Source organism: Pseudomonas sp. lyk4-R2A-8 (assembly GCF_030209095.1).
Lineage (GTDB): Bacteria > Pseudomonadota > Gammaproteobacteria > Pseudomonadales > Pseudomonadaceae > Aquipseudomonas > Aquipseudomonas quebecensis.
The window spans coordinates 35956-61504 of the sequence record NZ_JARVSS010000025.1; the positions used below are offsets into that span (position 1 = coordinate 35956).

Annotated in this window: 21 protein-coding genes; 14 read left to right on the forward strand and 7 right to left on the reverse strand. The window is 62.3% G+C overall.

Annotated features, from left to right (window positions below; all coding sequences use genetic code 11):
* The first annotated feature begins 2 nt into the window (after positions 1-2).
* Complete coding sequence (locus QRN10_RS21305; RefSeq protein WP_285429082.1) at positions 3-926, forward strand: alpha/beta fold hydrolase; 924 nt, start codon at positions 3-5, stop codon at positions 924-926.
* On the opposite strand, the gene QRN10_RS21310 is transcribed toward QRN10_RS21305, so the two are convergent.
* Complete coding sequence (locus tag QRN10_RS21310) at positions 896-1864, reverse strand: GlxA family transcriptional regulator (protein WP_285429083.1); 969 nt, start codon at positions 1862-1864, stop codon at positions 896-898. The two genes, QRN10_RS21305 and QRN10_RS21310, sit on opposite strands and share 31 nt — an antisense overlap.
* 90 nt (positions 1865-1954) lie before the next feature.
* Here QRN10_RS21310 and inhA point away from each other — a divergent pair, with 90 nt between their 5' ends.
* The 13 genes from inhA to QRN10_RS21375 all read left to right on the forward strand — a co-directional run bounded on the left by inhA (position 1955) and on the right by QRN10_RS21375 (position 18534).
* Complete coding sequence (inhA, locus tag QRN10_RS21315; RefSeq protein ID WP_181081361.1) at positions 1955-2635, forward strand: isonitrile hydratase; 681 nt, start codon at positions 1955-1957, stop codon at positions 2633-2635.
* 549 nt (positions 2636-3184) lie between these two features.
* Complete coding sequence (locus tag QRN10_RS21320) at positions 3185-4624, forward strand: undecaprenyl-phosphate glucose phosphotransferase (RefSeq protein WP_181081360.1); 1440 nt, start codon at positions 3185-3187, stop codon at positions 4622-4624.
* A complete protein-coding gene (locus tag QRN10_RS21325) occupies positions 4624-6084 on the forward strand; it encodes a mannose-1-phosphate guanylyltransferase/mannose-6-phosphate isomerase (protein WP_181081359.1) in 1461 nt (486 codons plus the stop codon). Before QRN10_RS21320 ends, QRN10_RS21325 begins: the two co-directional genes overlap by 1 nt.
* Position 6085: 1 nt before the next feature.
* Complete coding sequence (locus QRN10_RS21330) at positions 6086-6997, forward strand: glycosyltransferase family 2 protein (protein WP_181081358.1); 912 nt, start codon at positions 6086-6088, stop codon at positions 6995-6997.
* A 29-nt stretch (positions 6998-7026) separates the two neighbouring features.
* Complete coding sequence (locus QRN10_RS21335; protein ID WP_181081410.1) at positions 7027-7803, forward strand: polysaccharide biosynthesis/export family protein; 777 nt, start codon at positions 7027-7029, stop codon at positions 7801-7803.
* Positions 7804-7818: 15 nt separating this feature from the next.
* Entirely contained in the window at positions 7819-9810 is a 1992-nt protein-coding gene (locus QRN10_RS21340; RefSeq protein WP_181081357.1) for a GumC family protein, read from the forward strand.
* Positions 9810-11000, forward strand: a complete 1191-nt coding sequence (locus tag QRN10_RS21345; RefSeq protein WP_181081356.1) for a glycosyltransferase — start codon at positions 9810-9812, stop codon at positions 10998-11000. The genes QRN10_RS21340 and QRN10_RS21345 overlap by 1 nt, the downstream gene beginning before the upstream one ends.
* Positions 10990-12318, forward strand: coding sequence for a GH39 family glycosyl hydrolase (locus QRN10_RS21350; protein WP_181081355.1), 1329 nt, complete (start codon positions 10990-10992; stop codon positions 12316-12318). The genes QRN10_RS21345 and QRN10_RS21350 overlap by 11 nt, the downstream gene beginning before the upstream one ends.
* An 8-nt stretch (positions 12319-12326) precedes the next feature.
* Positions 12327-13544: a glycosyltransferase family 4 protein gene (locus QRN10_RS21355; RefSeq protein WP_285429084.1), complete on the forward strand. Its 1218-nt coding sequence runs from the start codon at positions 12327-12329 to the stop codon at positions 13542-13544.
* Positions 13535-14638, forward strand: coding sequence for a glycosyltransferase family 4 protein (locus tag QRN10_RS21360; RefSeq protein ID WP_285429085.1), 1104 nt, complete (start codon positions 13535-13537; stop codon positions 14636-14638). The genes QRN10_RS21355 and QRN10_RS21360 overlap by 10 nt, the downstream gene beginning before the upstream one ends.
* Before the next feature lie 2 nt (positions 14639-14640).
* On the forward strand, positions 14641-16068 hold the full coding sequence (locus tag QRN10_RS21365; protein ID WP_253511810.1) for an O-antigen ligase family protein: 1428 nt from the start codon (positions 14641-14643) through the stop codon (positions 16066-16068).
* The gene (locus QRN10_RS21370; RefSeq protein ID WP_285429086.1) at positions 16068-17477 is read left to right on the forward strand and encodes a lipid II flippase MurJ; all 1410 of its coding nucleotides are present in this window, start codon (positions 16068-16070) and stop codon (positions 17475-17477) included. The genes QRN10_RS21365 and QRN10_RS21370 overlap by 1 nt, the downstream gene beginning before the upstream one ends.
* Before the next feature lie 28 nt (positions 17478-17505).
* Entirely contained in the window at positions 17506-18534 is a 1029-nt protein-coding gene (locus QRN10_RS21375) for an acyltransferase family protein (protein ID WP_285429087.1), read from the forward strand.
* A 40-nt stretch (positions 18535-18574) separates the two neighbouring features.
* Here the strand turns inward: QRN10_RS21375 and QRN10_RS21380 are convergent, their stop codons facing one another.
* The 6 genes from QRN10_RS21380 to QRN10_RS21405 all read right to left on the reverse strand — a co-directional run.
* Complete coding sequence (locus QRN10_RS21380; protein ID WP_181081351.1) at positions 18575-19156, reverse strand: DUF4174 domain-containing protein; 582 nt, start codon at positions 19154-19156, stop codon at positions 18575-18577.
* 164 nt (positions 19157-19320) lie between these two features.
* Positions 19321-19953: a glutathione S-transferase N-terminal domain-containing protein gene (locus tag QRN10_RS21385; protein ID WP_285429088.1), complete on the reverse strand. Its 633-nt coding sequence runs from the start codon at positions 19951-19953 to the stop codon at positions 19321-19323.
* Between the two features lie 71 nt (positions 19954-20024).
* Positions 20025-22382, reverse strand: a complete 2358-nt coding sequence (locus tag QRN10_RS21390) for a DNA polymerase II (protein ID WP_285429089.1) — start codon at positions 22380-22382, stop codon at positions 20025-20027.
* Between the two features lie 225 nt (positions 22383-22607).
* Positions 22608-23063, reverse strand: a complete 456-nt coding sequence (locus QRN10_RS21395) for an SRPBCC family protein (protein WP_181081348.1) — start codon at positions 23061-23063, stop codon at positions 22608-22610.
* Between the two features lie 270 nt (positions 23064-23333).
* Positions 23334-25226: a penicillin-binding protein 2 gene (mrdA, locus tag QRN10_RS21400; protein ID WP_181081347.1), complete on the reverse strand. Its 1893-nt coding sequence runs from the start codon at positions 25224-25226 to the stop codon at positions 23334-23336.
* A 2-nt stretch (positions 25227-25228) separates the two neighbouring features.
* The coding region (locus tag QRN10_RS21405; protein ID WP_285429090.1) for a hypothetical protein at positions 25229-25549 on the reverse strand (321 nt) is incomplete at its 5' end.

Consider the following 25549-nt stretch of genomic DNA (forward strand, 5'->3'; position numbering starts at 1 on the left):
ACATGCCTCTGACTTCGTTGTTATACGTGCGCACCTCGATGCTCGACATCGCCTATGAAACTCATGGCCCGCTGGACGGCGAGCCGGTCATTCTGCTGCATGGATTTCCCTATGATCCACGCGCCTATGACGCTATTGCACCGGTGCTCGCAGAGCGCGGCTATCGTGTGCTGGTGCCGTACCTGCGCGGTTACGGGCCGACGCGTTTTATCCACGATCAGGTGATGCGCTCCGGACAACAAGCGGCGCTGGCCAAAGACCTGCTGGACTTTATGGATGCGTTGGCGTTCCCCCGCGTGACCTTGGCGGGGTACGACTGGGGTGGGCGCGCCGCGTGCATCGTCGCCGCACTATGGCCGCAACGAGTGCGCGCGCTGGTGAGCGGGGATGGCTACAACATCCAGAATATCCCCCAGTCAATTTCGCCACGCCCGCCCGAGACCGAGCATCGCTTGTGGTACCAGTATTATTTTCATACCCAACGCGGTATCGACGGATTGACCGCCAACCGCCGCGAACTATGTGAGTTGTTATGGGCACTGTGGTCGCCGACTTGGGCGGCCGGCACAGGCCTGTATGGGCAGACTGCACGTTCGTTCGATAACCCGGATTTTGTCGACGTGGTGATTCATTCATATCGCCACCGTTTCATGTATGCGCCCGGTGATCCCGCGCTTGAATGGATTGAGCAGGCACTGGCGCGCCAACCAACGATCTCGGTGCCGAGTATCTCGCTGTGCGGCGCCGACGATGGCGTAGGCCCGCCGCCCGAGGAGGATGAGGACGCGGCGCGCTTCAGCGGCTTTTATCAGCGCCAGGTATTGCCCGGCGTGGGCCACAACATTCCTCAGGAGGCACCGCAGGCAACCCTCGATGCGCTGCAACAATTACTGGATCAGACCGACGCACAAAACCGTTCGCGATAAGCCTGGGGCGTCACGTCGAGGGCACGCAGGAAGCTGCGGCGCAGCGTCTCTTCGCAGCCGAAACCGCACTGCACGGCGATGCGTTTGATCGAGGCGTTGCTGTCGGCCAGCTGTCGGCGCGCGGTTTCGACGCGGATCAGTTCTACGGCGCGTGCGGGAGTCTGGCCGGTTTCGGCGCGGTAGTGACGGACAAAACTGCGCTCGCTCATGCCCGCCTGGCTGGCCAGGGTCGCGATGTTTAAATCGAGGGTGAGGTTTTCCGCGATCCAGGCATGCAGCTCGGCAAAACGGCTGCCGCCCTCTTGCAGGGCCAGGGTCGCGCTGAATTGCGACTGCCCGCCCGGGCGTTTGAGAAACACCACCAGGTGGCGCGCGACTTCCAACGCCACGGCGCGCCCCAGGTCCTCTTCCACCAAGGCCAGGCACAGGTCGATGCCAGCGGTGACGCCGGCGGAGGTCCATACCGAACCTTGCTGGATAAAAATCGGATTGGTCTCCACCGTCAGCGACGGGAAGCGCTTCGCCAACTCCTCGCAACGCGTCCAGTGCGTCGCCACGCGGCAACCGTCGAGCAGTCCACTGGCAGCCAACAGAAACGCGCCGGTGCACACCGAGGTTATGCGCCGGGTATGCCGCGCCTTGTCGCGCACCCACGCCACCAGCGCCGGGTCATCGGCGGCGTTGTATACCCCCCAGCCGCCGGCAATGACCAAGGTGTCGCACGGTGCATCGGCGGCGGGCAACGGCTCGGCCACCAGCGCCAGGCCGGCGGACGTCACCACCGGTTGCGCTTGAGCTGCGACGACCGACACGGCATAAGGCAACGGCAAACCGCGCTGGCGCGCCAGGTCATTGGTGGAGGCGAACACCTGCAACGGCCCGGTGACATCGAGCACTTGGGCATTGGGGAAAGCGAGAACATGAACGGTTCTGGACATGATTGGCGTGATTAGTGGGTTCAATGGCGTATTCGCCAAAGCCTAGGCCTCTACAGTGAAGCCGTCCACCCCTATCTCGGAGCGCTTTTGATGACCCTGCACATCGGTTTTGTTTTGTTCCCCGGCATCCAGCAATTGGACCTCACCGGGCCGTATGACGTACTCGGCTCGCTGCCGGACGTAAAGCTGCACCTGGTGTGGAAAGACCTGGCACCGGTCACCTCCAGCACCGGCCTGGTGTTCACTCCGACCATGACCTATGCCGAGTGCCCTGCCCTGGATGTGATCTGCGTGCCCGGCGGTTCGGGTGTTGGTGCGCTGATGGAAGACCCGGTGACCCTGGACTTCCTCAAGGCCCAGGCCGATACCGCACGTTACGTGACCTCGGTGTGCACCGGCGCGCTCGTGCTCGGCGCGGCTGGGTTGCTGCGCGGTCGCAAGGCCACCACGCACTGGGCCTATCACGACCTGCTCACCCCGCTCGGCGCCATCGCGGTGCAGGGTCGCGTGGTACGCGACGGCAACCTGTTGACCGGTGGCGGCATCACCGCCGGCATCGACTTCGCCCTGACCCTGGCGGCAGAACTGTACAGCCCGGCGGCTGCACAACTGGTGCAGTTGCAGCTTGAATACGCCCCAGCCCCGCCCTTCAACGCCGGCCGCCCGGACACCGCCCCGCAGGCGGTGCTGGACGAAGCCAACAAACGCACCGTCGAATCGCGCAAGACCCGCGCCGAAATCACCGCGCGCGCGGCTGCGCGTCTGGGCTGAGGGTTTTTCAGCGTGTCTCAGGCTCGCTTGTCGCGAAGATGGCGAGCGAGCCTCTTAATGACACCTTCGCTATATACCCACCCGTGAAAACATGACCAGGAAAAATGACGTTTTTGTGGTGAGCGGGCTCACCACAGAGTTATGTCTCAGTGTTTTAGAACGGTGTAGATAACCTTCCTCTGTCCCCCTTCCCCCCCTCCTCTTAAAAAAGCTTTTACCGTTAAGCAGGAAAAATCCCACATTTGTTTCTACACTCAAAAACACACCCAGTAGACGAAGTGTTTCGGACAAGGAAAGTCAATAAAATGTCGAAAATCAGACTGCTTAACACGTCTAGCATGCCGATCCGCACCACCGTCAATTCATTGACCAGCATATTTTGGAATTAATCCTTTAGTCGTTACGCCCGCAAATTCCCTTCAAATGGATAGCCTCGTTTGAATTGATAGTTGCGTATTAACCAGCGTTCAGTTGTTCGGTTTTTGCATTGAAGCAGCTCATTGCTTTAACACCGAATACTTGCGTCTGGTGTGCAATGAGGGATGTTTTATGCGAGAGAAGTCGTCCGTCGACAGCCTGTTTTTAACGCGTGCCGGTTTCGTTGAGTTTTTTGTTGTTTTCGTCAAATTGATCCATGGTCTGTCGGCCATCTTGCCGCCGTTGGTGCTGGTGCTGTTCCTGGAGCCGATGGCGCCTGAACTGCGCACGCACTTTCTGGGCCTGCTGGTGTTCTTCGCGGCATTGACCATCATTTTGTTCCAGGCGCTGGGTATCTACTCCGAAGAATTGTTCAGCAACCGCATGCGCCTGAAAACCAAGATCAAGGCCTGGTCGGCGGCCTTTTGCATCCTGCTGTTCATGTACCAGATCCTGCAGATGTTTCCGCAATTGACGCCGCGCAACCTGGTGACGTGGTACATCGCCAGCCTGGGGCTGTTCTGCCTGGAACGCCTGTTGATGCTGCGCCTGTACCGCAACCTGATGCGCAAGGGCAAATACCTGCAACGCACAGTGATCCTGGGCTTTACCGACACCGCTGTGCATGTGGCCGAGCACCTGCAGCGCAACGGCGATATTCGCTCCGGCCTGGTGGGTTTTATCGATGACCGCACCGAGCGCATCCCCAAGGAACTGAGCAACCTGCCCCTGCTGGGCAATACCCGCGACCTGGAAAAACTGATCCGCGCCGAGCAGGTCAACCAAGTGATGATCTGCCTGCCGTGGGCCGCCGAGCAACGTATCCACGGCCTGGTCAACCGTCTGCGGCAAATGTCGGTGAATGTGATGCTGGTGCCCGACATGGCAGCCTTGCGCTACGGCCACAGCCGCATCACCGACGTGGGCGGCATCCTGATGTTCAACACTTCGCAATTGCCCCTGCGCGGCTGGTCGCCGGTGATCAAGCGCTGCGAGGATGTGCTGTTGGCCAGCCTGGCGCTGGTGGCACTGTCGCCGGTGATGCTGGTAACCGCGATTGCGATCAAGCTCGACTCCAAGGGCCCGGTGCTGTTCCGCCAGAACCGTTTCGGCTACAACGACAACGAGATTCGGGTATTCAAGTTCCGCTCGATGTATACCGACCAGAGCGACTTCACCGCCGAGCGCCAGACCACCCGCGCCGACCCGCGCATCACCCGCGTGGGGCGCATCATCCGCAAGACCAGCATCGACGAGCTGCCGCAGCTGTTCAATGTGCTGCTGGGCAACATGTCCATGGTCGGCCCGCGCCCGCATGCCACGGCGACCAAGGCGGCGGGCATTCCCTTCGAAGTGGCGGTCAGCGAATACAGTTCGCGTCATCGCGTTAAGCCGGGCATCACTGGCTGGGCACAGATCAATGGGTATCGCGGGGAAACCGACACCCTGTTCAAGATCCAGAAACGTGTCGAGTACGACTTGGAATACATCTCCAAGTGGTCGGTGTGGTTTGACCTGTACATCGTTTTCATGACGGTCCCGGCCGTCCTTTCCACCAAGGAAGTCTATTGATGAATACCCTCAACGGATTAATCCCCTGCATCATTTCCGGTGGTTCGGGCACACGGCTGTGGCCGGTGTCGCGGCAGAACATGCCCAAGCCCTTCATGCGCATGCGTGACGGCCAGAGCCTGCTGCAGAAAACTTTCCAGCGCGCCGCCAGGCTGCCCGACGTGCAAAGCGTGCTCACGGTGACCAACCGCGACCTGCTGTTTCGCACCCTTGATGACTATCGCGGGGTGAACAAAGCCCGCCTGCCCCTGGACCTGCTGCTGGAGCCCTTCGGGCGCAACACGGCGGCGGCCATTGCGGTGGCGGCGTTGCATGTGCAAGAGCATTTCGGCGATGCGGCGCAACTGCTGGTGATGCCGGCGGACCATCTGATTCTCAATGAAGTCGCGTTCGCCGAGGCGGTGGTCCAGGCCCGCGAGCTGGCCACCGCCGGTTACCTGGTGACCTTCGGCATCCAGCCCGACCATGCGGAAACCGGCTTTGGCTATATCGAGCAAGGCGAAGCGCTCACCTATGGCAACCGCGTCAAACGCTTCGTCGAAAAACCCGACCAGGCTACCGCCCAGGCCTACCTCGACGGCGGCCAACACCTGTGGAACGCCGGCATGTTCTGCTTCAACGCCAGCACGCTGGTGGAAGAACTGGCCACCCACGCGCCCGATGTGCTGCACGCCGGTCGCGCCGCGCTGGAACACAGCCAGAGCTTGCAGAACACCACCTCGCGCCAGCGTGAGTTGGACGCGGACGCGTTCGGCAATGCACCGGATATTTCCATCGACGTGGCGCTGATGGAAAAGTCCACCAAGGTGGCCGTGATCCCCTGTGATATCGGCTGGAGCGATATCGGTTCCTGGGAGGCGTTGCGTCAGCTCACGCCCAACGATGCCCATGGCAACCAAGTCAATGGCGAAGCGATTTTGCATGACGTACACGACTGTTACATCGACTCGCCCAAGCGTGTGCTCGGGGCAGTCGGCGTGCGCGACCTGATCATTGTCGACACCCCCGACGCGCTGCTGATCGCCGACGCCCACCGCAGCCAGGATGTGCGTTACATCGTCGCCGAACTCAAGCGCCAGAATCATCCGGCGTACAGCCTGCACCGTACCGTCACGCGGCCGTGGGGCACCTACACGGTGCTGGAGGAAAGCAGCCGCTTCAAAATCAAGCGCATCGTGGTCAAGCCCCTGGCCTCGCTGTCGCTGCAAATGCATCACCACCGCAGCGAACACTGGGTGGTGGTCAGCGGCGCGGCGCAGATTACCAATGGCGAACGCGAATTCCTGATCAACGCCAACGAATCCACCTACATCCCCGCCGGGCACAAACATCGGCTGACCAACCCCGGCATCATCGACCTGGTGATGATCGAGGTACAGAGCGGCGAATACCTGGGCGAGGACGACATCGTGCGCTTCGATGATATTTACGGCCGCGCCCCGGCCGACGTGAAAAAATGACATGCGCACCGCACTGATCATTCCGACCCGTAACGCATCCGGTCACTTGGCGCGGTTGCTGCCGGCGCTCCAGATGCAGACGCTGCAACCGGACGAGATGCTGGTGGTGGACAGCGCCTCCAGCGATGACACCGTGGCGCGCTTTCGCGCATTCGGCGCGCGGGTCGAAGTGATCGATGCGCGCACCTTCAATCACGGCGGCACCCGGCGCTGGGCCAGCGAACAGGTAGGCGGCGATGCATTGATCGTGATGACCCAGGACGCCATCCCCGCGTCTGCAGAGACCTTTGCCAACCTGCTCGATGAGCTGCACCAGGACCCGCTCAACGGTGTTGCCTACGGTCGCCAGTTGCCGCACCCCGACGCCGGTGTGCTGGGGGCGCAGTCGCGGCACTTCAACTATCCGCCCCTGAGTCGCAGCAAGAGCCTGGCCGACGCGCCGGAGCTGGGGATCAAGACCTGCTTCAGCTCCGACTCGTTTTCCGTGTACCGACGCAGTGCGCTGCACGCCGTGGGCGGTTTCCCCGTCGACGTCATCGGCAGTGAAGATGCCTACGTCGCGGCGCGCCTGCTGCTCGACGGCTACAAGGTGCGCTATGCGGCCACGTCGTTGGTATATCACTCCCACGACTACTCGCTCATGGACGAGTTTCACCGCTACTTCGACATCGGCGTGTTCTATGGCCGCGAGCCATGGATCCGGCAAGCTTTTGGCGACGCCGGCGGCGAAGGCAAGCGCTATGTAATGGCGGAACTGACCGCCTTGCGCAAGGCCGGTGCGCTTCACAGAGCGCCCGAGGTATTGGTGCGCAGTGCATTCAAATTGCTGGGTTACCGGCTGGGCCATCTTGAGCGGCACCTGCCTGTGTCTCTCAAGCGACGCATCAGCATGTTTCCCGGGTATTGGAGGTGAGCAGCATGACCCACAGGACGTCCCCCTTGATGAAAAGCACCGTGCTCGCCCTGGCCGTGATGGCCCTGGCCGCCTGCAATACACCGGCACGCATCGAGCCCCCGGATGACAAGACCGTCGAGGACGGCAAGCGCGCCCTCGATCAACTGGCGCAGTTGCCGCCGGCGGTGGAACGCATCCGCATCGGCGACCAGTTGCGCATCGTGCGCGACGCCGGCGAGATGCCCACGCTGTCGGCGTTCAATGTCAGCACTATCTACGAGTTGACGCTGTACACCGTGCAAACCGACGGCAAGATCAACTACCCGTTCCTGGGGCCGATCCAGGTCGCCGGGCGCCAACCGTCGGAGCTGGCCACCGAGCTGACCAACAAGCTCGCGCCGACCTATCGCGAGCCGCGCGTGACGGTGAATATCAACCAGGCGCCGGGCAACTCGGTGATCGTCGGCGGTGCGGTGAACAACCCGACCGCGGTGCAGATCGCCACGGCCAACACCCTGGAGCAGGCCATCGTCGGTGCCGGCGGGATCAACCCGGCGGGCGACGCCAGCATGGTCGCCCTGCTGCGCGAAGACGCCCAGGGCGCCTACCGTGCGTACTTCCTGGACTTCAGCCAGTTGCTCAAGACCGGTCCCAATGGACGCAAACCGGTGCACCTGCAACGCGGCGACGTGGTGTTCGTGCCCAAGTCCAATGTGGGCGAGCGCATCCAGGGCGTGGATACCTACCTGAACCAGTTGATTCCGTTCACCAAGTCCATTGGCGTCGGCTACAACTACACGCGCACCAGCGGCGGCAGCAATTAAAAGGAGCGACATCCCATGATCGAGATCCGTTCTTTTCGCGATCTTCTGCGCCTGTTCTTCATTTTCCGCCGCGAGTTCAAGCTGGCGGCCATCGCCGCGCTGGTGATCATTCTGCTGGGGGCGTTCCTGCTTCCGGCCAAGTACGAATCCACCGCGCGCCTGTTGGTCAAGCCCGGGCGTGATTCGACGTTGCCGATCGAGATCAGCAATCGCCAGGCCCTGGTGATGCCCAGCACCCAGCGCGACCCGATCGTCGACGAAGAGCGCTTGCTGACCGGCCGCCCGATCGTGCGCGCCGTGGCCGAGCACTACCTGGAAGTGCTCGACAACGCGCCGCCGCCGGAAGGTGCCTGGAAGCGCATCAAGTACTACGTCAAGAGCACCATCGGCGCGGTGTTCGACGGTTTGCGCGTGGTGCTGGAAACCGTCGGTGTCGTCGAGAAAACCACGCCGGTCGAGCGCCTCGCTGCCAGCCTGGAGAAAAATTTTGACGTAAGCCACGCCGCCGGCTCCACGGTGATGGACATTACCTTCACCTGGGGCGACCCCCAGGTCGCACAGGAGGTGGTCAAGCACTGGGTCGAAACCTACATCAACGAACGCACCCAGGCCCTGGGGCGCAAGAGCCTGTATGCCTTCTACGAGGGGCAGGTGTCCAACAGCGCCACCGAAATCAAGAGCTACAAACAGCAGATTCTCACGCACTTGAATGAGATTGGCGCGGCGAGCATCACCGATCGCCTGGAGGATTTGTCCGAGCGCATCAACGTGCTGCGTGGCGAAGTGTTCAATACCACGCGCCTGATCGCCTCTTCCGACAGCGCCATCGAGAGCACCCGCAACCAGCTCAAGAGCCAGCCCAAGGAAGTCACCACGGTACGCCAGATCGCACTGAACCCGCAGCAGCAGGACCTGCGCCGCCTGCTCAATCAGAAGCTGCTGGAAAAAGCCGACATGATGCGCACCTACACCGACAACGCGCCTCCGGTCAAAGCTCTGGATGCGTCGATCAAGGCGATGCAGGCCCAGGTCGCCAGCGAAAGCAACACGGTGCAAAGCTCCGAGAACCGCGCGCCGAACACGCTGGAAATTCACTTGCAGCGGGTGCTGCTGGATGAGTCGAGCAACAACCGCGCCCTGCGCACTCAGTTGACTCAGCAACAGAAACAACTGGCCAACCTCGAAGGCCAGCGCAAGCAAGCCTTGGAAATCGAACCGGAACTGACCCGTCTGGCCCGCGAACTGAGCGCCACCGAGCGTAACTACGCGCTGTACGTCGACAATCTGGAAAAATCACGTATCGACCGTGAGCTGGACAACAGCCAGATCAGCAATATCGCCGTAATCGAAGAAGCCACCCTCAACCCCGGGCGCATTTTTCCCAAAACCCTGGTAATGCTCATGCTGGCGATTCCATTCGCCATCGTTGTAGGACTGCTGGTGGTCTACCTGTGCTACTTGCTGGACCAGCGCATCCACGACGGCGGATTGGTGGAGCGCAAGTTCGGCCTGCCGCTGTGGACGACCCTGCCGGAGCTGGACACCAGCACCGCGCAAAGCACCAACGCCTTCAATGCGAGCATCTACCGCCTCTACAGCCTGTTGCGCCCGGACCGCATCGCCGAACAGGGCCTGACCCTGGGGCTCACCTCGGCACGGCATGGCGAAGGGGTGACGTTCGTGGTTGAACAACTACGTCAGTTGCTGGACGAGAACGGCATCAACGCGCGGGTCGGCGGTGCTGAACCGGCGGCGCCCGGTGAAGTGGTGCTGCTGGACGCCTCGGCCCTGCTGGACAACCGTGATGCGTTTGTCGCCCTGCGCCGCGCCGACCTGATTGCACTGGTGGTGGAAGCCCAGAAAAGCACGGTGCCGGTGGTCGAGCATGCGCTGTCGATCCTCAACACTGCGTTTGGCAAAGTCGACGGCATCATTATCAACCGGCGCAAGTTCGAGGTGCCGTCCAAGGTGCTCAAGACCATCGCCAAATACCGGGGAGCGTTCTGATGCGTATCGCCCTGCTCGCGCCGTTGCCGCCGGAGAAAAACGGGATCGCCGACTACGCGAACCATTTTCGCACGGCACTCCAAGCACTCGGCGTGACGGTGCTGACACCGCTGGCGGGCGTGGCGGGCAACAGCGAGGCCATCAGGTCGGCCATCGCCGCCTTTGACTGGCACAGCGTGAACCTGGTCCATGCCGAGCTGGGCGGCGGCCGGCTGGGGGAATTCCTGGCCTTGCGTGAACTGCGCAAGGCCTGTCCGCTATTGCCGCTGACCGCCACCGTGCACGACCCAGAGCGGATGGTGTGGCGACGCGAACAACTGCCGTTTCCGTTGAACCTGCTCGAACGCCTGCCCAGCCCGATGCCCCAGGCAGCGGTGGTGCTGGCCGATCCGTTGACCCTGCGCGAAGAACGCCAGGTCGCCCAGGGCCTGACGCGGCTGATCACCCTTACGCGCCTGGGGGCCGAATGCCTGAGCCAGCGCATGCAACTGCCCGCCGGCAAAGTGGCGGTGATCAACCATGCCAATCTGGCCATCGACCCGGTTGCGCTGCCGCCTCTGGAGCCTCTGCGCCTGCTGTACTTCGGGTTTATCTACCGAGGCAAGGGCATTGAAGACCTGGTTCAGGCGCTGGCGGACGTATTCAATCAAGACCCGCAGCTGCGCAAGCGGGTGCGCCTGACCCTGGCCGGTGGCACGGCGCCGGAAATGGCCTTCGGCGCGGGCGGCAACTACCTGGAACAGCTCAAGGGACAGATCGCCGAACTGGGCCTGGCCGATGCCGTCGACTGGCAACTGAACCTGCCGGCTGACCAGATCGCCCAGACGATCCAGGCTCACCACGTCATGGTGCTGCCTTATCGCGAATCGAAAAAACTCGGCCTGCTGGGGCGCCAGCGCGGCACCAGTGGCGCGCTGTCCTGGGCAACGGCCTGTGGGCGCGGCGCAATCACCTCCGATGCCCGTGCGTTTGCCGAGGAAGTCGCCAGCGGCAACGGCGCCATCTACCCCGAAGGCGATGTGGCCGCGCTGGGCGAGCAGCTCCTGAGACTGGCGCGCCAACCGCTGCTGGCCAGGGACTGGGCCGAGCGCGCCGGCGAAATCGGGCGCGAGCGCCTGTGGCCCAAGACCGCCGGCACATTCATCGAACTGTTTGACCAAGCCATCGCAGGAGCTCGCCATGGCGCGTAAACGCACCTACTTCGCTACGCTGACCGTGATCGTCGCCCTTGGCCTGACGGGGTTTTTCTGGGGCCGCCAGGCGGACGCCGAAAGCCATGTGCTCAAGGCCGGCAAGGTGGTGGTATGGAAGGATTTCCTGGGGGTGAACGCGCAGTTCCTGTGGTTCAGCCCCGAGCGCTATCAGAAGCAGATCGATCGCCTCAAGGCGCTGGGGTTGGAGTGGGTGCGCCTGGATTTGCATTGGGACCAGCTGGAGCCCGTTGAGGGCCAATATCAGGTAGCTACCCTGGATCAGTTGGTGCAGAAGCTGCAGGCCAATCAGCTCAAGTCGGTGTTCTACCTCGTCGGGTCCGCGCCGTTCGCGACCACTGCACCGGCCGGCGCGCCCTACCAGGACCAATACCCGCCCAAAGACCCGAACGTGTTCGCCAACCGCATGCTGTTGTTGTCCCAGCGCTACCCCAGCGTGAACGCCTGGCAGGTGTGGAACGAACCGAACCTGTTGGGCTTCTGGCGCCCGGTGGCGGACCCTGCCGGTTATGCCAGGCTGCTGACGGTCACCGCCACGGCGCTGCGCACGGTCAACCCGAGCAAACCGGTGGTGGCCGCCGGCATGGCGTTCTTCAGTGAAATGCCCAACGGCCAGTCCATGCTCGAGGCGCTCGGTGCGCTGGGGGTGGCAAGCCTGAACACGGTGATGTCCTACCACCCCTACACCCAATTGCCCGAAGGCAACGACCCCGCCAACCTCGACTTTATCGCCAAGACTACCCAGCTCAACCAGGCTTTGCGGAGCAGCGGGGTCCAGACTTTATGGAGCACCGAGTGGGGCTGGTCGACCTACAAGGGGCCCAAGGACGCTCAGGACATCATCAGCCCGCAGGCCCAGGCCGACTACGTGGTACGGCGCCTGGCACTGATGAGCGCGCTGGACTACGACAGAATCTTCCTGTTTACCCTGAGCGACCTCGACCAACGCGCCAGCGTGCGGGACCAGTCCTACGGCTTGCTGGACATCGACGCCAATCCCAAGCCGGTCTATACCGCACTGAAAAATTTCCTCGACGTCAGCGGGCCCAGGCTCACTCCCGCCGACCCGCCCGGCGCCGACCGCTTGCCCGACGGCCTGTTCAGCATCGCCTGGACGCGCGCCGACGGGCGCAGGCTGTGGTTTTTCTGGTCGGCCCAGGGCGGCAACGCGCACTTGCCCGGCTTGGCCCGCGCCACGTTATACGACCCGCTGCGCGGCACCCAAACCCCGGTCACCGGCGCTCAAGGGCTGACCGTACCGGTCAAGCCGAACCTGCAAATTCTGTTATGGGATTAGAAACGGCCATGCGCATTTTATGGATCCTGCCCTACTCGCCCTGGCCCGCCACCAGCGGCGGCAAGACGCGCCAGTTCCACCTGCTGCGCAGCCTGGCCGCGCGCGGACACCGGATCACCCTGCTGCTGCACGACAAACACCCGGTGGCGCCCCCCGACCGCCAGGTGCTGGAGGCGTTTCTTGAACAGGTGATCATCCTGCCCCGCCGCCCGTTGCGCAGCTTCACGACCCTGTTGGCAGGGTTGTTCGCACCCTACCCGCTGCTGGCCAGTGTCAACGGGCTGTCGGCAGCGCTGCAGGCGCGCTTCGAGCAGTTACTGAGCGAGCACTGGGACGTGGTGCAGATCGAACATTCCTATACCTTCCAGCCTTATGAACAGGCGCTGGCGCGTCAGTGCCAACCCTTCGTGCTGACCGAGCACAACGTAGAGTCGGCCCTCGGTGCCGCCACCTATGACCGGCTGCCGCGCTGGTCGCTGCCGTTTATCCGCTATGACCAATGGCGCTACCAGCGTTGGGAACAACGGGTGATGCGCCAGGCCGCCCAGGTGGTGGCCGTTACCACCAGCGACGCCCAAGTGCTGGAAACCATCGCCGGCAAACCGCTGTCGGTGGTGGTCAACGGCGTGGACTGCGCGCACTTCGCCGGCGCGCGTTCGGACCCTGCGACCCAGCGTGTGCTGTTCCTGGGCAACTATGAATATGCACCCAATGTGGATGCTATCGAGTGGGCGCTGGAAGAGATTCTGCCGAAGGTCTGGGAGCACTGCCCCGAGGCGCGCATGAGCGTGTGCGGCTTCGGCATGCCCGGCAGCTGGCGCGAGCGCTGGCCGGACCCGCGTATCGAATGGCAAGGCTTTGTGCCCGACCTGCTGCAATTGCAATCTCGCTGTTCGGTGTTCCTGGCGCCGCTGCGCCACGGTGGCGGCTCCAAGCTCAAGGTGCTGGAAGCCCTGGCCGCCGGCCTGCCGCTGGCGAGCACCGAGCAAGGTGTGTCGGGGCTGGATCTGGTGGAAGGTCTGGACTACCTCGGCGGGCAAAGCGCCGGCGGCCTGGCGAATGCCGTGGTACGTCTGCTGCAGCACCCTGAAGCCGCCGTGCCGATGGGCGAAGCGGGCCGCGCCTATGTGCGCCGCGCCCATGATTGGAACGTTGCCGCCAGCCAGCTGGAGCAGGTGTATGCCGCCCTGGCGCCGCACCCCCACGAGGAGCCCGCATGCGTGTAGGCCTGGATTACCGCACCGTTGGCACCTCGCCGCAATCGGGCATCAGTCGCCAGGTGTATGCGCTGGAAAGCGCCTTGTACACGCTGCCGGAGATCGAACTGGAGCGCTTCACCGTCGCGCCCTTGGGCGATGAAACCCGCTTGCAGGCCCACTGCCCTGTCTGGGGCTGCGCGAAGACCGCGATGCACCAGCCGCACAATCGCCTGCGCTTCGAGGCCGGCTTTCTGCCGCGTGCGCTGCGCGAGCAGCATATCGACCTGTATATCAGCACGTTCAACATGGGCCTGCCGTTGCCGCCCAAGCCACAAGGCCTGCGCACCGTGGTGCTGCTGCACGACCTGTTCCAGATCACCTTGCAGAACTACCACGCCAATCGTCTCAAGGCGCTGATCTACAAGACCAGCGATCGCCTGTCGATTGCCTACGCGGTGCACAGTGCCGACCGCGTGTGGACGCCGTCGCGGTACAGCGCGGACGAGACCGCGCGGCTGTTCCCCAAGGCCACCGGCAAGATTCGCGTGCTGCCCAATCAGGTCGACGGGTTTAGCGCGCTGGCCGCCGACCTCACGGCGCGCCAACTGCCCGCGCGCTACTGGCTGTTGGTAGGCACCCGCGAGTTGCGCAAGAACGTGCCGTTTCTGGTGGAGGCATGGCAGCAGGCGCGACGCCAGTCACCTGCGGTACCGGAACTGGTGCTGGTGGGCAGCCTTGAGCATTTGCCGCCAGCCCAGCGCGCACTGCCGGGGATTCGGGCGTTGAACGGCGTGTCGGATGCCGAGTTGCATGCGCTGTATCGCCACGCCGAACGCCTGTGGCAACCCTCGTACGCCGAGGGCTTCGGCCTGCCGGTGATCGAGGCGCTGAGCGTGGGCACCCCGGTGGCGGTGGCCAGCGGCACCTCGTTGGATGAAATCACGCCACCCACTGCGCCGCGCTTTTCTCCCACCGACGGTCCGGCGCTGATGCAGTTGATGCTCACCCTGAGCGTGCGGCCCGCCGAGGACTCGCCCGAACAACGCCGCCTGTGGGCCGAGCGCTTCAATCACCACGCCTATCGCCAGCGCCTGGGCGAACTGATCGAGGAACTGAAGTGAAAGTGAACCTGGCCAGTCTCGTCGCGATTCTCTTCGGCCTGCTGTTTGGTGCCCTGGCCCTGCTGCTGTCCCCGGCCAAGGCATTCCTGGCGGTGATCGGCCTGGCGGGCGTAGTGACCATCCTGCGGTTCCCGCTGTGGGGCTTGCTGCTGTTTGCGGGGATGGCGACGTTCATGCCGTACTCCACGGTCAATCTCGGCATTCGCAGCACGGTCAGCGAAGCGATCCTGGCCCTGACCTGGGGCGCGATTGTGTGGCACAGCTTTCTGTCACGCCTGCCGGCCACGCCGAGCCTGGCGACGCGGCCCACCGACCAGATGCTGCTGTGGCTGATGCTGTTCAGCGTGTTTCCCTTCATTGTGGGGCAGGTCACCGTCCAGGCCGACACCAGCGGCGTGGCCAACTGGCTGCGCTGGTTGTTGAACCTGTCAGGGGTGTTTCTCGCCGCCAGGCTGCTGGTGGAACGTAAACACCGCGAGGCGCTGGTGATCGCCCTGCTGCTGGGCACCCTGGCGATGCTGCTGCTGTCGATCGCAGTGTTCGTGCGCACCCGCTCCGGCGCCGGCATTGCGCCGATTCTGGCAATGTTCAACTACGCCAACTTCGACATGCTCAAGTTCGGCCTGGAAGCCATGTCCTCGCGCATGGGTTCGCCCTGGACCCACCCGAACGCCATCGGCGGGATCATGGCCTTGCTGCTGCCGCTGGCGTTCTGCTTCGGCATGACCGAGCAAGGTTGGAGACGCGCGCTCGGCCTGGGCGTGGCATGTCTGGGTGCGGCGGCGTTGCTGCTGGCGAGCAGCCGTGGGGCGATGGTGAGCCTGGCATTGGTGTTGATGTGGATGGCCATTCGACGGGTGCCGTACACCGGGCGCCTGCTGATGATCGGCGCGGCGCTGACCGTGGCGTTGGTGCTCGCCTATCCACCGCTGCAGGACCGACTGGCAACCATCTTTTCCTCGAGCAATGCGAGTACCGAGGTGCGCTTCGACGAGTACCGCATGTTCCCGCAGGCGGTGGCCTCCTATCCCCTGGGCATCGGGTTCAAGGCCGACCCACCGGTGCCCGGTTCGCACCTGCTGGGGATCTCCAACCTGTGGCTGAACTACATCTACAAGATCGGCCTGGCCGGCATGCTGTTGTTTGTTGCGGTGACGATGCGCTGGTGGCGCGAGGCACGCCCGGATAAAGGCCCGATCCGCCTGACCAAGGACAATGCGTTGTGGCTCGGCACCACCGCCGGCATCCTGTCGGCGCTGGTCAGCGGCCTGTTCGACCACTACTTCAGTTTCGCGGTGGTGATGGTGGCGCTGTTCTGGCTGATGGTGGGGATCAATGTGCTGGAGGCCCGGCGGCTGTTCCCGGCGCGCGTGCCGCAGGTCAAGCGGGTGGCGCACGGTAAACCGCTGATTGATGGTGCGCCCTTCTGATGCTCGGCTCCGCCGCGTGGCTGACCCTGGCAACCTTGCTGGGCCTGTGCCTGGGATTTGCCCGCGAGTGGCTGCTGGTGGCGGCGTGGGGCGCCGGCGAGCGCAGCGATGCGTTCCTGATCGCGTTGTTCCTGCCCGAAGCGCTGCGCATGTCGTTGGCCGGCGGCGTGCTGAGCGCCGCCGCACTGCCGCTGTACCTGGCGCGTAAGGAGCGCGAGCGACTGGACTGGCTGGCGGTATTGTTTCCGGCCCTGCTGTTGATTGCGCTGCTGACCAGCCTGCTGTTGATGTGGCTGGCCCCCTGGCTGGTGCAGGTGCTGGGGCCTGGATTGGCGAACAGCGCCACGGCTCTGGCCGCCAATAACCTGCAGATCGTCGCGTGGTGCGTGCCGGGATTACTGCTGCACGCCCTGTTCAGCATTCCCTTGCAGGCCAGCGAACGCTTTGTGCTGGCGGGGCTGGGCTCGTTGTTGTTCAACCTGCCGCCGGTGACTTACCTCGCCGTCGCGGGCAGCGCCACACAGCCGCACTCACTGGCGCTGGCGTGCCTGGCCGGCAGCCTGCTGATGCCGCTGGCACTGCTGCCGTCGATCTGGCGCCAGGGTTGGCGCCCGTGGCGTTGGCAACTGAGCGCTGCGCCGCTGCGGGAACTGGGCCAGCGCATCGGCCCGCTGCTGCTGAGCAACGGCGCCAGCCAGGGCCTGGCCTTGATCGAGCGCCTGGTGGCGTCACTGCTGGGAGAAGGCGCGGTGACGTGGGTCAACCTGGCGCGCAAGCTGATGAACCTGCCGCTGATTGCGCTGATGAGCCTCAATCAGGTGCTGCTGGGCATGATGAGCCGACGCCAGGGCGATGAGCGCCTGGCCCTGCTCAAGCGCGGCCTGCAGACCGCCAGCGTGCTGACCCTGCCGGCGGGCGTCGGCCTGGTCGCCGCCGCGCCGAGCCTGGTGGCGCTGCTGCTGCCCAGCCAATCGCTGGGTTCGCCGCTGCCGCTGCTGCTGGCCTGGTTTGCCGTACCGCTGGTGTTCGGCGCATGGAATGCCCTGCTCGCGCGTTACGCCTACGCCGCCGGCGACACTCGCCAGCCGCTGCGCTGCGAGCTGCTGGGCAGCCTGGTCAATGTACTGCTGCTGGGCGCCCTGCCGTTTATGGTTGGCCTGGCGGGCATCCCATTGGCCGCGCTGGCGGGCGTGATCTGCACGGCGTTGTTGTTGATGCAGCGCCAGGCGTTGCTCGACGCTCTGCCCTGGGCTCGTCACTGGCTGCTCAGTGCGCTGCTGCTGGGCCTGCCGGCGCTGCTGCTGTTCCCGGTGCCTGGGGTATGGCTGCAACTGGGGCTGAGCACGCTGGCCGGCGCGGGAGTGATGCTGGGTATGGGGCTGTGGCTCAAGCCGTGGCGTAAAGCATGAGTTGCTGTCATCGAACGGGAGCACTGAGGTGAAACATCGCTGGATTCAAATGGACATCGCCAAAGGCATCGGCATCCTGGTGATCGTGTATGCCCACAGCTGGTTCGTCGCCACATCGCCGGACGTGTTGTATCCGATCCTGGCATCGTTTGTGCTGCCGTTGTTTTTCTTCCTGTCCGGGGTGTTTTTCAAACCGGAACAGCCGTTTATGGAAATGGCGGTGCGCAAGGCGGACGGCCTGCTCAAACCATTTTTTTTCACCATGCTGGTGTATGTGATCGTGCGCGATGTGCTGCGCGGCCAACCTTTGCTGCCGGACATCGGTGGCGTGTTGTATGCCACGGTGGGCACCATACCGTGGCAGGCGCTATGGTTCCTGCCGCACTTCTGGGTAGCGATTGTGTTCAGCTGGGTGCTGCTGCGGCTGATCCAGCGCCTGTCGCTGGCGCTGAGCTGCACCGTAATGATCGTCCCGCTGCTGCTGGGCATCTGGATGCTGCCCTGGTTCTGGCAACTGCCGGTCACGATCGGCGAGCACACCTGGGTGCTGCCCGGCCTGCCGTTCAGCCTGGACATCACGCCGATCAGCAGTGCGTGTTTTGTTTATGGTTACCTACTTCGCGATTGGCTGCGGACCCACGGCGGTTCCTGGCTGACACTGCTGGTGTCGGTGGTGCTGTTCGCCGCGGTGTTCCTCTACAGCCATGCCACCATGGACCTGGCGCAGCGTCGCTACGATCACTGGCTGTGGACCAGCCTGCTGGCGGTGATCGGCGTGTATCTGTGCTGGGCACTTGCGAAGGTGATCATGGCGTCGCTACTGTTGACGCGGGTGATGACCTACATTGGCCAGTCCACCTTGTTCCTGTTGATCTTCCATGGCGAGATCCAGCACAAGACAGTGGACCTGCTGGTGCGCCTCGGGCTGCATGACTTTGCCGCGGCGTGCATCGGATTTGTGGTGGCCGTGGTGGTGCCATTGCTGATCGGGGAAGTGATCAAGCGGGTGGCGGCCCTGCGGTTTTTCTATTTTCCGTTTCCGGTGCGCAGGCGCTAGGAATAGGTGTGGGGAGCGAGCGTGCTCGCTCCTTGCGAGGTTAATCGTCCAATGGCTGCGCAGTTGGCTTGCTACCGTGCTTGGCAGGCTTGGCGCCCTTGGCCGGCGTCGGGGCAGGTGCCGCTGGTTGCGGCTCAGGTGCCGCCGCGGCTTCCTTTTCGGCCATGGGCATCTGGTCGATGGCGCTGAAGAATTCCTTGAGGTCGAGGGTATCCGGTGGCACGGTCTTCTCGAGCTTCTTGTCGCCGTCCTTGCCGACCAGGATCACTTTGGTACCGCTGCCGGCGCCAAGTTTGAGGGCGCGGATCAAGGCGTTGGTTTCCGGCGGGGTGAGTTTTTTGTTGTCTTTAGGGTCTTTGGCGAACTTCTCGCCTTCGGCGCCGATGCTGCCGAACTTGACGGTGTAGAACACCATGCTGCGTTCTTCAAAGGACTGCTTGGTGGCCGGCTCGTCCAGCGCCTTCTTGAGCTTGGCCAACGTATCGTTGCCGGAATCAAGCTCTACCACCACCAGCGGGCGGGCCTTGCCCAAGTCCTGTTTGAGCGGGTTGATATCGTCAGCCGCCAACAGCGGCCCCGTAAACGCCATCAAGGTAGCCAGGGTCAGCGACCGGATGAGCATGCGCACCTCCTTTGAATTCCATGCAGGGTTCTTGAGTTTCATGTCTGCGACCGTCAAATTCAAGGATGATTCCTACAGCACTTTGAGAAAGCGTAGGTCAGGACGTCCGCGACGCAAGGGGTTGAGGAGGGTCACGACGATTGTTTCGCTTGATTGCAGAAACATTACGACACCTTCCACTGCGGCCAATGCCGGGCAAACACGGGTGCCACGACGGGGTCGGCATCCACGCGCGCCAGCGTTTGTGCAAAGCCTGGCGCCAGGGCGCTCAACGCCTCTCGCGCCGAGTCCCAGCGCGACACCGTCGCCGCCATGAGGCCCAGCGCATTCGGCTCACCGTTGTCGGCAAACAACTGCTCGGCAAACTGCTCGGCAAATATCACCCAGGCCTGATGCAGGTGACGCCGTGTGCCGCTGACCAGTTGCGCCTGCACTGCGTCCGGCGCGTCGCCCAACCAACGGTGCGGGTAGTCGATGATGCCAATCGCCGAGTAGCAATTGGCCGCGATGTACACCAGGCCGCGGATGATCTGCGCGCGGTCGCCACTCAGCAGGTGCGCATCGGGAAATGCCAGGCCCAGGTGGATCAGAATGGCTGCGCTTTCCGTTAACACCTGGCCGTCCGGCGTGACCAGCGTGGGGATCTGCTTGAGGGGGTTGATGCGCGCCAAGGCATCGCTGCCCTCACCTTCGTGCCAGGAGCTGGCGTCCACCCGATGCCACGGCACTGCGCAACGCTGCAGGGCAATTTCGATCATGCATGAGCCGGACTCGTCGGTGCCGTAGAGCGTGTACATCGGGAACTCTCCTTGATTGCGCGTCGAAGAAGGCCAAGCGTGCAGACATGCGACCGCTCAGTGCAAGCGCTTTAGAACAGTCCCATCTGCCCGCCGACCAACGTGCTGAAGTCGTCATTCACAAAGGGCAGAATCGCATCGGCCACCGGCTGTAATTGGCGGGTGACGTAGTGATCGTAGTCGATGGGCGCCCGACGCACCTCCAGCGGTTCAGGCCCGTTGACGCTGATCACGTAGCTGATCCAACCACCGCGTTGGTACTGGCGCGGGCGTCCCAGGCGGTCGTTGTACTCGTCCGCCAGGCGCGCGGCACGCACGTGGGGCGGCACATTGCGCTCGTAATCGTCCAGCCGGCGTCGCAGGCGCTTGCGATAGATCAGCAGCTCATCGAATTCGCCGCTCAAGGTTCGTTGCACGTAATCGCGGATATACGCCTGGTGCGGCTGACGATGAAAGATGCGCCGGTAAAGCTCCTGCTGGAACTTTCGGGCCAGCGGCGACCAGTCGCTGCGCACGGTTTCGAGCCCCTTGTAAACCATGTCTTCGCGGCCGTCGCCGTGCACGACCAGGCCGGCGTAACGCTTCTTGCTGCCCTCCTCGGCGCCGCGAATGGTCGGCATGAGGAAACGCGTGAAGTGGGTTTCATATTGCAGCTCCAGGGCGCTCTGCAGGCCGAACTCGGCGCTCAAGTGCGCGCGCCACCAATCGTTGACGTGCCTGACCAGCGCCTGGCCGATGCGACTGGCGTCCTCCTGTGAGTGCGCGCGGCCGAGCCAGACAAAGGTGGAGTCGGTGTCGCCGTAGATCACCTCATAACCCTGGGCCTCAACCAACTGGCGGGTCTGGCGCATGATTTGGTGACCACGCAGGGTGATCGATGAGGCCAGGCGGGTGTCGAAGAACCGGCAGCCACTGGAGCCGAGCACCCCGTAGAAGGCGTTCATGATGATTTTGAGCGCCTGGGACAGCGGTGCATTGTGTTCGCGCTTGGCCACTTCACGCCCCTCGGACACGCGCGCGACGATCGACGGCAGGCAATGACGTGTGCGGGAAAACCGTGCACCGCGAAAGCCTTCGACCGAATCACTGTCGTCGGGGTGTTTGAGGCCTTCGATCAGGCCCACGGGGTCGATCAGGAAACTGCGGATGATCGACGGGTAGAGACTTTTGTAATCCAGGACCAGCACCGACTCGTAAAGACCGGGGCGAGAGTCCATGACGAATCCGCCGGGGCTGGCCTGGGGCGGTTTGTCGCCCAGATTCGGCGCAACGAAGCCCTGGCGGTGCATCAGCGGCATGTAGAGGTGAGTGAACGCGGCGACGGAACCGCCGTTACGGTCAGCCGGCAAGCCGGTGACACTGGCGCGCTCCAGCAGGAACTTGAGCAGCTCGGTCTTCTCGAAAATCCGTGTGACCAGTTCGCAGTCCTTGAGGTTGTAGCGTGCCAGGGCAGGCTTGTCCTCGGCGAACATGCGGTTGATTTCGTCCATGCGTTGGTACGGGGTGGAGATGTCCTTGCCTTCGCCGAGCAGGGTTTGCGCAACGTTTTCCAGGCTGAAGGACTCGAAACTCCAGGTCGCCGACCGCAACGCCTCGATCCCGTCGATGATCAAGCGCCCCGCCGCCGCCGCGAAGTAATGGTTGCGGCTGCCGTGCTCGCGCCAACTCATGGCCTCGTCACCGCGCCCGAGCAGCAATGGCACATTGAGGCGCTGGGCGTGCTCATGGAGCACCCGCAAATCGAACTGCACCACGTTCCAACCGATGATGGCGTCGGGGTCGTAGGTTGCCAGCCATTCATTAAGACGCTCGATCAATTGGGCGCGGCTGTCGCAATAGTCGAGTTTGAAGTCCACCGCATCGTTTTTGTTGGGCGGCCCGAGCATGTATACCTGGCGCTCTCCACACCCCTGGAGTGCGATGGAATACAGGTCGCCCTGGGCGGTGGTCTCGATGTCCAGGGACACCAGCTTGAGTGGCGGACGATAGTCCGGCGCGGGTTTCATCTGCGCGTCCGACAGAGCGCCTGTGCCGTCCGGCGTACCGTCGAACCAGACGGGCGCGGTAATGAAACGTTCCATCATGTAGCGTTCCGGCGGGCGTACATCGCCTTCGTACACATCGACACCTGCGGCCCGCAGGCGTTTTTCCAGGTCCATCAATTGGCGATGCTGGCGGGTATACAGTCCGAGGACGGGGCGATGATGGAAATCACACAGTTGCAGTGGTCGCAATTCGATATCGCGCTCGCCCTTGAGCAGCCAATCCAGCGGTTTGCGATGCGCCTCGGGGATAAACATCACCGAGGTTTGCACGGGTAGGCGAATAAACCGTGGCCCCTGATCAGTGGCCAGCCAGAAGCTGACCTCCGTGCCCGCCGGGGTATCACGCCAATGCCGGGTCAGGACAAAACCCTGCTGTAACTCCACCGTGCCGCACCTCAGGAATCGCTTTTAGCTGGTGATTCTACGCGGCACAGGGCTCAGGGCGTGAAGTAATGCACATGACGAGCAGGTTTTATACCTGACCTCGCCTTAAAGCCGCATCCACTCGGTGTTCCCGCATTGTTAAACGCAGTTGACCGTCGTGATCATTCCGGCAATAGCTCACGGTTGCCTAGTCAGACGCTTGAGTAGTTGGCTCGATGGCCGGCGTCATTTTTTGAGGTAGTTTTCGATATTGCCCATTTGCTCGTCCCAGCCACGGGAGTTCATTTTGAACGCCTTCTGCCGGCGCGCCTCAGGTACGGCATTGAAGCCGGACTCGACTACACGCAGCAGAATCCCCGGCGCATGGTCCTCGATGGTGAATTCCACCAGGGTCGGAGTTTCCTTGTCGTAGTCGACATTTTTATCCACGGCGAAGGGATGCCACCTGAACGCGAACAACGTTTGTGGCAGGATTTTCTCGATGCTGGCCTTCCAGACCACGTGTTCATAACCGGGATAGGTGATAGGTGCTTCGATGATCTGACCTTCGACGAAGGTTTTGCCTTCGAGGGCGACACCGAACCATTTGCCGAATTGCTCGGCGTTCGTCAGCGCGTCCCATACTTTTTTACGTGAAGCATTGAGCAGGATTTTTCGCTCTATGCGATCTAATACGTGCATAAGTCACCTCCTCCATTGACCCTAGGTGACATCAAACAATGCGCAACCTCAAGTTGTAAGCAATGATGATGACCCGTCCATTACCTGACTCTACGATATGACTGACGCACCGAATGGAAGTTGCTTTTGTAAGGGGATTCGTTATCGAGTGCGGAGCCTGAAAAGTCACATCTGAAGGTGGAGCGACGATCCAGGCGTAAGGCCCACTTCGCACATCTGGCCATGGCTCGCCTATGAGGACGTAGAGATTGGAAACATGGCAAGCATGAGTCAGACGCGTGGATCTCCAGGGGCCTTTGTCGGTGTCGCATATTGCGGCTTGAGGTGCCCTTCCTGATCGAGCAACCAGGCGTCCATGATCTGCCGCACCACAGGGCCTGCAACGCGACCACCGGCCTCACCGTTTTCGATCATGACCGAAATGACGATTTTCGGATGTTCGGCCGGGGCAAAACCTACAAACAAGGCGTTATCACGGTGGCGTTCAAGCGTCTTCTCGCGGTTGTAGCGCTCGCCCTGCTTGATCGCCACCACTTGCGCAGTACCACTCTTGCCAGCAATACGATACTGCGCGCCTTGCGCAGCCGCGCGCGCAATGCCGCGTGGGTCGTGCATGACCAGTTGCATCCCATGGTTGACCTGTTCCCAGTCGCGCGGATTCTTGAGAACGACGTTGGGCATGGGGTTTTCGTCTACCGGCGGTACACCGTTGATGGTTTTGGCCAGGTGCGGGCGATTCCACACACCTTTGTTGGCGATCAAGGCAGTTGCCTGGGCGAGTTGCAGCGGAGTGACTTGCATATAGCCCTGGCCGATGCCGAGGATCACGGTTTCACCCGGGAACCATGGTTGGCGTCGAGTGGCGCGTTTCCAGGCCTGGGACGGCATCAGGCCGGCTGACTCTTCGAACATATCCAGAGATACTTTCTGCCCCAGGCCGAATTCGGCCAAATAGTCATGCAAGCGGTCGATGCCCAGCTTATGGGCCAGATCGTAAAAGTAGGTGTCGTTGGAGCGCATGATGGCGGCATCCATATCAACCCAGCCATCACCACTATGGTTCCAGTTGCGGTACTTGTGGTCAAAATCGGGCAGTTGGTAGTACCCAGGGTCAAACACGCGGGTTTGAGCGGTGACGACCCCGCTGTCCAGACCGGCGATGGCCACCTCGGGTTTGATGGTCGAGCCGGGCGCATACAGGCCTCTCAGGACACGATTGAACAGCGGTCGGTCAATGGAGTCGTGCAGTGCAGCGTATTCCTTGAAACTGATGCCGGTGACGAAGAGGTTCGGGTCGAAACTGGGCTTGCTGACCATGGCCAGCACTTCGCCCGTTTGCGGGTCCAGCGCAACCACCGAACCTCGGCGATCACCCAAGGCTTGCTCTGCTGCTTCCTGAAGTTTGACGTCGAGGCTCAGGACGATATTTTTTCCAGGGATCGGGTCGGTGTGTTTGAGTACGCGAAGCACCCGGCCCTGAGCGTTGGTCTCGACTTCTTCATAGCCTACATGGCCATGGAGTTCGGACTCGTAGAAGCGCTCGATCCCGGTTTTGCCGATCGACTGCGTGCCGCGGTATTCCACCGAGTCGAGTGCTTTGGACTCCTTCTCATTGATCCGTCCTACATAACCAATGGAATGAGCAAAGTGCGGCCCCAGGGGGTAATGCCGGACGAACTGTGGCTCGACGTCGACCCCAGGCAAGCGGAACTCATTCACTGCCAGAACGGCAATCTGTTCTTCTGTGAGCTCGTAAAACAGTGTCACCGGGACAAAAGGATGGCGCGCCTGTTTGAGCGCCTTATCGAACAACGCACGGTCTTCAGTGGGTAGATGCAACAAATTGACGATGGCATCGAGTTCACTCTTGAGGTCAGTGGTGCGCTCGCGAGTAATGGTCAGGTTGTAACTGGGCCGGTTATCGGCAAGCACTACGCCGTTTCGGTCGTAAATCAACCCACGCGTCGGAGTGATGGGCAGCACATGGACACGGTTATTTTCAGAGATCGTGGAGTGGTAGTCGAACTGCACCACTTGCAGGAAGTACATGCGCCCTACCAGAGCGCAGGTGATACCCATGACCAACACTGCGCAGGCGAGCAGGCGCTTGTTGACCAGTCGATTCTCTTTTTCATGGTCTTTGATAGGTATGGGTTCAGGCATTTCTACAGCATCTCGTTTGAAGAAGGTCGACGCCGCGTCCTGCGGATAAAGATCAATCCCTGTGAAAATGTGCTGCACCATACCAAAAATGCAGAAACACTTTGCATCGATTTCTTCAACGGTACTCGGCGGTGCCTATTCATCAGACGAGAAAACCAGTGTATCGCCGTGACCGAGAACCGTACGTCGACCACAGCGGTAAAGCCGCAGCAATGACGAGGCGTGTGCAGGCGCAATGGCTGATAACAGTACTCGCGCTGACGCCCGTGGCGCTTTTCGAGCGCCCAAAACAAAACCCCAACTGCTCTCGCAATTGGGGTTTC